The 10,883-nt window shown below is 65.4% G+C and carries 9 protein-coding genes and 1 pseudogene; 6 read left to right on the top strand and 4 right to left on the bottom strand.

The annotated features are described in order from the left end of the window. From QTI24_RS09940 to QTI24_RS09930, 3 genes and pseudogenes are all read right to left on the bottom strand, one after another. A pseudogene (locus QTI24_RS09940) lies at nt 1-135 on the bottom strand (electron transfer flavoprotein subunit beta/FixA family protein); the annotation flags it as partial. 141 nt (nt 136-276) lie between these two features. Continuing rightward, nucleotides 277-1,557: a mechanosensitive ion channel family protein gene (locus tag QTI24_RS09935; RefSeq protein WP_286600063.1), complete on the bottom strand. Its 1,281-nt coding sequence runs from the start codon at nt 1,555-1,557 to the stop codon at nt 277-279. A gap of 9 nt (nt 1,558-1,566) precedes the next feature. Further along, on the bottom strand, nt 1,567-2,520 hold the full coding sequence (locus QTI24_RS09930) for a histone deacetylase family protein (RefSeq protein WP_286600062.1): 954 nt from the start codon (nt 2,518-2,520) through the stop codon (nt 1,567-1,569). Nucleotides 2,521-2,595: 75 nt separating this feature from the next. Here QTI24_RS09930 and QTI24_RS09925 point away from each other — a divergent pair, with 75 nt between their 5' ends. Genes QTI24_RS09925 through mltB form a run of 4 tightly spaced genes read left to right on the top strand, consistent with a single transcriptional unit; the run spans nt 2,596 to nt 7,641 of the window. Continuing rightward, on the top strand, nt 2,596-3,516 hold the full coding sequence (locus QTI24_RS09925; RefSeq protein WP_286600061.1) for an AAA family ATPase: 921 nt from the start codon (nt 2,596-2,598) through the stop codon (nt 3,514-3,516). Beyond that, nucleotides 3,513-4,520: a DUF58 domain-containing protein gene (locus QTI24_RS09920; protein ID WP_286600060.1), complete on the top strand. Its 1,008-nt coding sequence runs from the start codon at nt 3,513-3,515 to the stop codon at nt 4,518-4,520. The genes QTI24_RS09925 and QTI24_RS09920 overlap by 4 nt, the downstream gene beginning before the upstream one ends. Then, a complete protein-coding gene (locus QTI24_RS09915) occupies nt 4,514-6,508 on the top strand; it encodes a transglutaminase TgpA family protein (protein ID WP_286600058.1) in 1,995 nt (664 codons plus the stop codon). Before QTI24_RS09920 ends, QTI24_RS09915 begins: the two co-directional genes overlap by 7 nt. Before the next feature lie 53 nt (nt 6,509-6,561). Further along, complete coding sequence (gene mltB, locus QTI24_RS09910; protein WP_286600057.1) at nt 6,562-7,641, top strand: lytic murein transglycosylase B; 1,080 nt, start codon at nt 6,562-6,564, stop codon at nt 7,639-7,641. Between the two features lie 6 nt (nt 7,642-7,647). On the opposite strand, the gene QTI24_RS09905 is transcribed toward mltB, so the two are convergent. Beyond that, nucleotides 7,648-8,028 carry an antibiotic biosynthesis monooxygenase gene (locus QTI24_RS09905; RefSeq protein ID WP_286600055.1) on the bottom strand — a complete coding sequence of 127 codons (381 nt, stop codon included), beginning with the start codon at nt 8,026-8,028 and terminating at the stop codon, nt 7,648-7,650. A 235-nt stretch (nt 8,029-8,263) separates the two neighbouring features. On the opposite strand from QTI24_RS09905, the gene gltS reads away from it, so the two are divergent. Together gltS and QTI24_RS09895 are read left to right on the top strand one after the other, a co-directional pair. Next, the gene (gene gltS, locus QTI24_RS09900; protein ID WP_286600053.1) at nt 8,264-9,478 is read left to right on the top strand and encodes a sodium/glutamate symporter; all 1,215 of its coding nucleotides are present in this window, start codon (nt 8,264-8,266) and stop codon (nt 9,476-9,478) included. Between the two features lie 116 nt (nt 9,479-9,594). Beyond that, a complete protein-coding gene (locus QTI24_RS09895; RefSeq protein WP_286600052.1) occupies nt 9,595-10,878 on the top strand; it encodes a class I SAM-dependent methyltransferase in 1,284 nt (427 codons plus the stop codon). Nucleotides 10,879-10,883 lie beyond the last annotated feature (5 nt).

Raw genomic sequence — 10,883 nt, 5'->3', positions numbered from 1 at the left:
CTCTTCGACGGCGATCTCGTCGAAGGGGTTCATGCTCATCTTGACGTTGGCGATGTCCACACCGGTGCCGTCGGACTTGACGCGCACCTTGACGTTGTAGTCGACGACCCGCTTGACGGGGACCAGGATCTTCATTGGGTTGACTCCATTGAATTGCGAAACCGGGGGGGTGCAGGGCAGCCGGAGATTTTAGGCGCCGGCCTCTGCGCGAACTGTCCATTTCAATCGGGGTGGCACGTCGTGGCCCGGAAAACGAACGATCGTGCTTTTTTGCGATTATAGGCGAGCCTGCTCGGCTGGAACCACAATAGGCGGTAACGAATCGATGCGCACCACCCTCTGCGGGTGGGCAACGACGATGCAGGCATCGCGCAACCCCTGGAGAATCGCGATGTTGATGGCCGAGCGGAGGTTGTCCCTGCCCTTGTCCGGATCGGACACCCACAAGTTGAGGCTGAACTCCAATCCGTCCGGCACAAAGTTGAGGAGGAAGGCAACCGGCGCCGGGTCGGTCATCACGCGCGGCTGCGCCGCCGCAGCCGCACACAGGATCTCCTGCACCTTCGCGACGTCGCTGTCGTAGCCCACCACGATGTTGGTCGTGATGTTGAACTTGAGATCGGCCTGCGAAAGGTTCTCGACCCGGCTCGTGATGAGCGATTCATTGGGCACGATCGATTCGCGCCCGTTGCCCGCGCGCACCAGCGTGTAGCGTGTCTTGATGTCCGTGATGCGGCCTTCGAAACCGTCGACCCGCACGTTGTCGCCGATTCGGATCGACCGTTCGAGCAGGATCACGAACCCGCTGACGTAGTTGGCCGCGAGCTTCTGCAAGCCGAAGCCCAGGCCCACGCCCAGCGCGCCGCCCAGCACGGACAGTGCCGTCAGGTCGACACCCACCGCCGACAAAGCGAACAGCAGGCCGATCAGCAGCAGCAACGCACGGACCGCATTCGACGCCACCTTGCGCATCGACAGGTCATGCACCGCCTCCCGCAAGATGCGGTTCTCGATGGTCGACGAGATCCACAGTGCGATCACGAGCACCAGCCCGGCCGACAGCAAGCCGCTGAGGATGGTGCGCAGGCTCACCCGCGTCCGCCCGAAGGCAAGCGTGATCTCGTCAAGTTCCGCCAGCACCGGCGGCAGCAAGCCGATGATCCAGAGCACCGCCCCGATCCACGCGAACCACCAGATGGTCCGCTCCACCAACCGCGCCATGGCCGAAGCCGGAAACACGGCGCGCAATACGAGCGCGAAGAAACGAATCACCGCGAGGGAGAGGAACACCGGCACCGCGATGCGCAGCACGAACACCGGCTGGAAGGTCAAGGTCCCACGTCGCGCCAGATCGGTGAGCACCAGTGCCACCAGCGGGAACAGCACGCCATCGAAGGTCCGCTCGCCGAACCAGATCGAATCCTTCGGCTGGTCGCGCCCGAACCAACGGCATGCCGCCCAGGCAACACCGACGCAAACGACCAACACGACGACTTCTATCCACACGCTGCGCGCATGGATCTCGTTGAATCTTTGGGTAAAGACGCTGAAATCCATCGGTCCGGGCTAGAGATCCGCCAACACCCGCAGATGCTCTTCGACGCAGCGGGCCAAGGCGTCGAGGTTGTAGCCCCCTTCGAGCATCGACACGATGCGCCCATTGGAATGCCGGCGCGCCACATCGACGATGCGGCTAGTGATCCAGCCGAAGTCTTGCTCGTTGAGCTTGAGCTGGCCCAGGTCGTCGTCGCGGTGCGCATCGAAACCGGCGCTCACGAAGATCATCTGCGGCTTGAACTCTTCGAGCCGCGGCATCCAGCAGGCCTCGATCAGCTCGCGCACGTCCATGCCTCGGGTGTAGGCCGGCACCGGCAGGTTGAGCATATTCGCCGCGGGGTGCTCCGTGCCGCTGTACGGATAGAACGGGTGCTGGAAGATGCCGACCATCAGCACGCGCGGATCGTTGCTCAGGATGTCTTCGGTGCCGTTGCCGTGGTGCACGTCGAAGTCGACGATGGCAACGCGTTCCAGCCCGTGCTCTTCGATGGCATGGCGCGCGGCGATCGCAACGTTGTTGTAGAAGCAGAAGCCCATGGCCTTGTCGCGGCAGGCATGGTGACCGGGCGGGCGCACGGCGCAGAAGGCGTTGTCGATCTCGCCTGCCATCACCGCGTCGGTCGCCGCGATCGCGGCACCGGCGGCGCGGCGCGCGGCCAGCACGGTGAAGCGGGTCAACGCGGTGTCGGGATCGATCTGCGCGTGGTCCGGGCCGCCGGCCGGTGCGTCCTCGATCAGGCGCTGGCTCAGCGCTTCGAGATGCTCCATGTGCGCAACACTGTGCGCTCGGGTGATCTGCGCGAGCGTGGCGAGCGGCGCTTCACCACGTTGCAATGCGTCGCCGACGCCAGTGACGAGCAATCTGTCTTCGATCGCATCGAGCCTCGCGGGGCACTCCGGATGGCCGGCCCCCATGTCGTGCTTCCAGCAATCGCGGTGTGTGAAATAGCCAGTTTTACCCATGGATCGACTCGCGTCGTAGCCTCACGCGGCATGGGGCCGCAAGGGTTACGGTATTGTTTGCATATGGATACAAAAATGGACGTCGCCGCGAAGCTCGCCAGTTTGCTCGGTCAGCTTAACACGGTGATCGTGGGCAAAGAGGCTCAGGTACGCGACTGCGTCGCCTGTTTGCTGGCGGGCGGCCACCTGCTGATCGAGGACGTTCCGGGGGTCGGCAAGACCACCCTGGCGCATGCGCTCTCGCACACCTTCGGACTGCAGTTCTCACGGGTGCAGTTCACTGCCGACCTGATGCCGGGCGATCTTTCGGGCGTGGCGATCTACGACCGGGCCCAGCAGGCTTTCGTGTTCCACCCTGGCCCCATCTTTGCCCAGGTGCTGCTGGCGGACGAAATCAACCGCGCGAGTCCCAAGACCCAGAGCGCCCTGCTCGAGGCGATGGAAGAAAAGCAGGTCACTGTCGAAGGCGAGACGCGACCACTGCCCACGCCCTTCTTCGTGATCGCCACGCAGAACCCTCACGACCAGTTGGGCACCTTCGCGCTGCCGGAATCGCAGCTCGACCGGTTCCTGATGCGCATCTCGCTCGGCTACCCGGACCGCGCCGCCGAACGCGAACTGCTCGCCGGGGCCGATCGCCGCGAGATGCTCGCTTCGCTGCCCGCCCTGCTGACCGCCGGCGAACTCACCGCGCTCCAGCAACGCGTGCTGCAGGTGCATTGCGCCGAGCCACTGCTCAGCTATGTGCAGGACCTGATCGCCGCGACGCGTTCCGGCCGCTGGTTCCTCCAGGGTCTCTCGCCGCGCGCCGGCATCGCCGTGCTGCGCGCTGCCAAGGCGCAGGCGCTGCTCGCCAACCGCGACTACGTCGCGCCCGACGACGTGCAAGCGGTGCTGCCGCAAACCATCGCGCACCGCCTCACGCCCGTCGGCGACGCCGGCCGCGGCGCGGTGGAACAGGTACGCGCCATGACCGCAGCGGTGCCGCTGCCGTGAAAGCGCCGGCGCTGGCACGCGCGCGGATCGCGCGCCCCTTCGCGCCGCTGCGTTCGCGTATCGACCGCTGGTTCCTCTCGCGTCGGCCGCCCTCGGACACGCTCGAACTCACCCAGCGCAATGTCTACATCCTGCCGACCAAGGCAGGCTGGATGCTGGCGGCCACCCTGCTCCTGCTGCTGGTCGCGTCGATCAACTACCAGCTCAACCTCGGCTATTTGCTGACCTTTCTCCTGGCGGGCAGCGTCGCGGTCGGCATGCACGTGTGCCACGGCACGCTGCGTGGCCTCGCGATGCGCCTGATTCCGCCCGACGCCCAGTACGCGGGCGCAGCCGCCGTCTTTCGCGTGGTGTTGACCAACGCACGGCGCACGACGCGCTACGGCATCGGGCTGGCGGTCCACCACAGCGGGCAATGGTCGTGGAGCGACGTGCCCGCGCAAGGGAGCGCCACGGTCGAGGTGGCGTTCAGGCCTGAACGGCGTGGCCTCCATCCCGTACCGACGCTCACGGCGGAGACCCGCTTCCCGCTCGGGACCTTCCGCGTGTGGACGGTCTGGCGGCCGGCGTCACAGATGCTCGTTTATCCCGCGCCGGAAATGAATCCGCCGCCGCTGCCGGCTGGCGAACCGCTGCCCGGGCAGGCTGCGTCCGCCCCGGCGCGCACCCACTTGGCGGGTGAATACGACGGCGTTCGTGCCTACCGGCGCGGTGATCCGCTCAAACTGGTCGTCTGGAAACGCGCTGCGCAAGCCCAGGCCGCGGGTTCCGAGGACCTGGTCAGCAGGGATACGCAACAGGCACAGCGCCAGGAGTTCTGGCTGGATGCGCACGGTACGGGCCTGCCCGGCACCGAGGCGCGCCTGTCCCGGCTTTGCGCGTGGGTGCTGATGGCGGATCGACTGGGCGTCGACTACGGATTGCGCGTCGCGGGACGCGTCGTTGCGCCGTCACAGGGCGAAGCGCACAAGCGGCGGTGCCTGGAGGCGCTGGCGACATGCTGATTCCCCGTCTCCAAAGCTTGCCCAGGGACGCCCGGGACACCCTCTTCCTCCTGGCGGTCATCGGTCTCATCCTCCTGCCGCAGGTCCCCAACCTGCCCTGGTGGTGCAGCATGCTCGCCGCCATCGTCCTGCTGTGGCGCGGCACCCTGGCTGTGCAGGCCAAGCCCTTGCCCAGCAAATGGTGGCGAGTCGCCCTCCTCGCGATCACGCTGGTCGCCACCTATTCGACCCATCGCACGCTGCTCGGCCGCGATGCCGGCGTCACCCTGATCGTGATACTGCTCGCGCTCAAGACGCTGGAGCTGCGCGCACGCCGCGACGCCTTCGTGATCTTCTTCCTGGGCTTCTTCACGATGCTCACGAACTTTTTCTATTCGCAATCGCTGATGACGGCGCTCGCGATGCTGCTCGCCTTGCTGGGCCTGCTGACCGCGCTGGTCAATGCCCACATGCCGGTCGGCAAGCCGCCGCTGGCGCAGGCCGCGCGCACCGCGGGATGGATGGCACTGCTCGGCGCACCGATCATGCTGGTGCTGTTCATGCTGTTCCCCCGCATGGCACCGTTGTGGGGCACGCCCAGCGACGCCATGGCCGGCCGCACCGGCCTGTCGAACACGATGCGCGTGGGCACCATTGCGGAGCTGGCGCTCGACAACGGCATCGCCGCGCGCATCCGGTTCGATGGCAATCGCGTCCCGCCGCGCTCGGCCTTGTACTTCCGCGGGCCCGTGATGTCGCGGTTCGACGGCCGCGAATGGAGCGCTCCACCTCCGTTCTCGCGCGGCTTCATGCCGCAAAACCTCCGTGTGCGAGGCGAGGCGACTGCCTACGAAGTCACCCTCGAACCCGTCAACCGTGCTTGGCTGCTGACGCTCGATGCCACGCCGGCCAAGCCCGATGTCCCGGGCTACGAGATCTTCGGCACGCCCGAGCTGCAATGGATCGCGAACCGCCCCATCAGCGATCTCGTCCGCTACCGCGCGGAGAGCTTCACGCAGTTCCAAAGCGGCCCTCTGCGTCGCACGTCCACGCTGCAACCTTACGTCGAACTGCCGCCGGGCTCGAACCCGCGCACCGTCGCGCTCGCGGCGCAAATGCGTCGCGACCCGGCGTTGGCGGGCGCGTCCACCCAGGCTTTCGTCCAGGCCGCGCTGCAACGGCTTCGCACAGGCGGGTACGCCTACACGCTCGAACCCGGGCTCTACGGCGACGACACCGCCGACCAGTTCTGGTTCGACATCAAGGCAGGGTTCTGCGAGCACATCGCCTCGGCCTTCGTGGTGCTGATGCGTGCGCTCGACATTCCGGCGCGCATCGTCACCGGCTACCAGGGCGGTGAACTCAACAACGTCGACACCTACTGGGTGCTGCGCAACAGCGACGCCCATGCGTGGGCCGAGGTCTGGCAAGAGGGCTCGGGCTGGGTTCGCGTCGACCCCACCGGTGCGATCTCGCCCGATCGCGTCGGCCAGTTCCGCCGGCTCGCGGCACAGCCGGGCCTGTTCGCCGGCGCGATCGAGGCCATGAACCCGACGCTGTCGCAGACCCTGCGCGCCACCTGGGAGGCCATCAACAACGGCTGGAACCAGTGGGTGCTCAACTACACGCAGAGCCGTCAGCTGGACCTGCTCAAGAACATCGGCTTCGAGGCACCCAGCCTGCAGGACCTCGTGATCGTGCTGCTCATGCTGATGGTGACCGCCAGCCTCGCCGGCGCTGCCTGGACGCTCTGGGAGCGCAGCCAGCATGACCCCTGGCTGCGCCTGCTGGGCCAGGCCCGGGCGCGGCTGAAGCAGGCGGGCATCGATGTGCCCGAGGCAACGCCGCCGCGCCAGATGGCCGCACGGCTGGACGAGCGCTTCGGCACCAGCGCGCAGCCCGCGTACGACTGGCTGCTCAGGCTCGAGGCCCAGCGCTACGCCAAGGCGCCGGGCGATGCCCTCTCCGCGCTGCGTGCCGAATTCCGCCGCCTGGCATGGCCCCGCTGAAACCACTTGTGTCCACAGGAGACGCCGTCCACGCGGGCGGCACAATCAACACGATGCGACGCCATCTCCCCCACGCCCTCGCGACGGCTCTCGTCGTGGCGACCACTTTCCTGCTGGCGGCGCCCGCTTCCGCGCAGACTCAGTCCGAAAAGCGCAATGGCCCGGTGCGCGGTGCCATCCCCTACGCCACGCGCGAAGATGCGATGCAATTCGCCGATGAAGTCGCCGCGCGCCGCAATCTCGACCGCGCGTGGGTACGGGAAACCATCGGCAACGCGCGGCAACTGCCCAACGTGCCGCGCCTGATGCTCCCTGCGCCGACCGGCACGCCCAAAAACTGGTACGTCTACCGCAGCCGCTTCATCGACCCCGTGCGCATCCAGGCCGGCGTGCGCTTCTGGCGCAACAACGCCGACACGCTCGCGCGCGCCGAAGCGAAGACCGGTGTGCCCGCCGACATCATCGTCGGCATCATCGGGGTCGAGACCATCTACGGCCGAAACATGGGCAACTTCCGCGTCATCGACGCGCTCGCCACACTGTCTTTCGACTTCCCCGACACCCATCCCCGCGCGGCCGAGCGCCGGGCTTTCTTCCGCGGCGAGCTCGAAAGCTTCCTCAGCACCGAAAGCCGCACCGCCGAAAACCCGATGACTCCCGTCGGCAGCTACGCCGGCGCCATGGGCATGCCCCAGTTCATGCCGAGCAGCATCGCCAAGTACGCGGTGGATTTCGACGGCGACGGCCGCATCGATCTGGTCAACAACCCGGCCGACGTGATCGGCTCCGTGGCCAACTACTTCAAGGCCTTCGGCTGGAAGCCCGGCATGTCGCCGACCTTTCCCGTGAGCTTCGACGAATCACGGCTCAAGAAAAACGTGCTGCTGGCGCCCGACATCGTCCCGACCTTCAGCGCCGACGCCTTCGTCGCCGGCGGCGCCGTGCTGCGCGGTGATGCGCTCAAACACACGGGCCTGCTCGCGCTCATCGAACTGCAGAACGGCGGCGAGACGGCCACCTACGTCGCCGGCACCCAGAACTTCTACGTGATCACCCGCTACAACTGGAGCAGCTACTACGCCATGTCGGTGATCGAACTGGGGCGCGAAGTGCGGGCGGCGATGGAGCAGTGATAGGGGTCAGGCGTTCGTGCTGCCCATGGACCCTGCATTCAGCTCGTCTGCCGCCAGCATCGCCAGGGCGGGATCATCGATCGAATCGAGGACGTAGTGACGCACCATCGTGTCCCGGTCGAGAATCTTCGCCCGAATGGCTGGGTCGAGCGTAGGTCCCGCCGAACTGCCTCCGTCGTAGGCGCGAATATGCTCCATCGATTCCCAGATCGACGCCACCACCACCTGCGTGGTGCCATCGGTCAGATCCCGAAACAGCGGCGCAGCACGGAGGTTTCCTGGCTGTCGCCGCAATTCGGGCAAAACGAATTGATCCAGATAGGCGCCGCATTCCTCCTTGAGATGTGACCGGATCCAGAACGTCCACGCTCGAAGAACCTTCTTCATGAATGGGCCTTCGTACGCGCTTTTCTGAATCGGTGCATGCCGCCGCAAAGCTGGGTGGGGGATCTTCTGTCTATTGGATTCACTGTGCTGCACTGATTGGAGATTGCGGCAATGTAAATGAGAGTGGCCGACAGAGCGAGGCAATAGCGCACGAGGTTCGTGAAAATTCACTGATCTGCCATCATGAGCGCCTGGCCCGTCCAGCCGGACGCACGCCCCTCACAGGAGCACGCACTTGCCCCAAGACCTCCATCTCGACGCCTACGTCAGCTTCACCCTCGCCGTGCTGCTGCTTTTCGTCGGCAAGGCCTGCACGCGCCGCTTCGAGTTGCTGCGGCGCTACAGCATTCCGGAGCCGGTTCTGGGCGGGCTGGTGTGCATCGCGATCGTCAGCGTGTTGTATCTGACCATGGGGCTGAAGGTCGACTTCCAGCTCGGCGTGCGGGACATCCTGCTGCTGTACTTCTTCGCAGCCATCGGGCTGGGTTCGGACGTGCGGACCTTGAGCCAGGGCGGACGGCCGCTGGCAATCCTGCTGGCACTCGCCGCGGTCTTCATCGTGGCGCAGAACCTGGTCGGCATGGCCGTGGCGACCGGCTTCGGACTGGACCGCCGCGCGGGGCTGCTGACGGGCTCGATCTCCCTCACGGGTGGCGTGGGCACCACCCTGGCGTGGGTGCCGCACTTCGTTCGCGACCTGGGCATCACCAATGCCGAGGTCATCGGCCTGTCCAGCAACATGGCGGGGCTGATCGCGGCCTGCGCGATCGGCGGCCCCATCGCCGCCTACCTGATGCGCCGGCACCACCTCGTTTCGTCGGCCGAGGCCGTACTGGAGGCCGGAGCCCATTTCGAGGACGAGAACCGGGCCCGTCTCGACTACAACAGCGTGCTGATGGCGCTGCTCTGGCTCAACGTGGCGTTGATCCTCGGTCGCGGCATCAGTGACCTCATCGCGCTGACCGGGTTGAGGCTGCCAGCCTTTGTCGGCAGCCTCCTCGCCGGCATCCTGGTTCGCAACGTAACCTCGTTGTTCACCAAGCAGAAGGGCCAGCTGTGGCACTGGGACCGCATGCGCGCCGGGGTGTCCCTGGTGTCGGACATCTGCCTCGGCGTCTTCCTGACCATGGCGCTCATGGGCCTGCAGCTGTGGCAGATGCAAGGCGTCGCGACCTTCGTACTGACGGCAGTCGTGCTGCAGGTGGTGCTGGCGATTGCCTTCACCGTCTTCGTGGTCTACCGGTTCATGGGACGCGACTACGAGTCGGCCGTGATCTGTGCAGGCTTCGGGGGCATCGCGCTGGGGTCGACCGCGACGGCGATTGCGAACATGAGCGCGGTGACGCGGGACCATGGCGCCGCACCGCGGGCTTTTATCGTGGTGCCATTGGTCTGCGGGTTCTTCATCGATTTGGTGAACGCGCTTGTCATCGGGTTCATGGCGCGGTGAGCGGGGTGCGTGGAGGCCAGGTTGCTGCCGACGGGGGCGCGAAACAGGTGGCCAGGAAGGCTGGTTCGGTATGCTCGCGGATCTGCTCCCTGATCGCCTGTCTATCTTGGTACCCGATGCCCGAAAACCATATTCCAGAAGTCCGTCGTCAATACGAAACGCTTCCATACCCACCCCGCGATCCCGAAGATGAACGCAAGCGGCTGATCAGTACATGGCTCGAAAGCCTGCCGATGATCAACCACTACTGCTTTGGGGGGCGGCAGTCCTTTGGGCAGGGGTTCCGAGCGTTGGTCGCCGGCGGTGGCACCGGAGACGCCACCATCTACCTGGCTGAGCAACTCAAGCACACCGACGCCACAATTGTCCACTTGGACCTGAGCGACGCCAGCAACGCGATTGCGCGAGAACGCGCCCGCGTTCGTGGGTTGAGCAACATCGAGTGGATACGTGACTCGATCCTGAATCTGCCTTCCCTCGGCCTCTCGCCTTTCGACTACGTCAACTGCAGTGGCGTTCTTCATCACCTTGCGGACCCAGACCAGGGTTTGCACGCGCTGCGCCACGTGCTCAAGCCGGACGGCGCACTGGGCATCATGGTGTACGCGGCCGTCGGTCGCACCGCGATCTATCAGACGCAGTCGCTGATGCGCCTCATCAACGGAGCCGAAGAAGACCCAGCACGAAAGATCGCCGCAACCCGCGACATCCTTGGCAGCCTTCCGCCGGGCAATTGGTTCCGGCGCAGCCAGGATCTGCACCATGACCATCGGATGGGCGATGCGGGCATCTACGACCTTTTTCTGCATTCACAGGATCGAGCCTACACGGCAGGAGAAATATTCGACTGGTTTCAAGACGATCACGGCCTCCATCTCGAATTCACGGACGTCGCGCGCGGTCGGTCGCCGTATCTGCCTCACATGGTGCTCGGACGCAAGCCACCCGACCGCATCGCAGAACTTCGGGCGATGCCGCGGCGCAAGCAGTACGAGGTCGCTGAGCTGCTCGGAGGCGACATCATCACTCACTCGTTCTATGCGACGTCAGACGACCGCACCGCAGCCTACGGCGATATCAATGCGGTACCTTTCTATTTCCACGAGCCACTCACCGGTGAGATCGTTGCCAGGGTATTCAATACCAATCGCGGACAACCGTTCATCCTGAATCATGAGAACGCAAGGCTCAGCGTGCGCGTCAATCCCGGACGCTATGGCGCCAAACTCCTGGGCATGATCGACGGGAATCTGTCGTTCGGAGAGATCTTCGAGCACTTCCGTGCAGGTTGGCACGGCCAGGCGGCAGCCCCTAGCAACGAGGCGCTTTTCGATGACTTGAGGGAGTCGTACGAAACACTCAATGCCGTTGATCGGCTCCTTCTTCGCCATCCGTCTTGAAGGCT

It is taken from the genome of Variovorax sp. J22P240, from assembly GCF_030316855.1.
Taxonomy (GTDB): domain Bacteria; phylum Pseudomonadota; class Gammaproteobacteria; order Burkholderiales; family Burkholderiaceae_C; genus Variovorax.
Note: the sequence above shows the minus strand (reverse complement) of the source record. Positions and strands in the feature narration are given on the sequence as shown.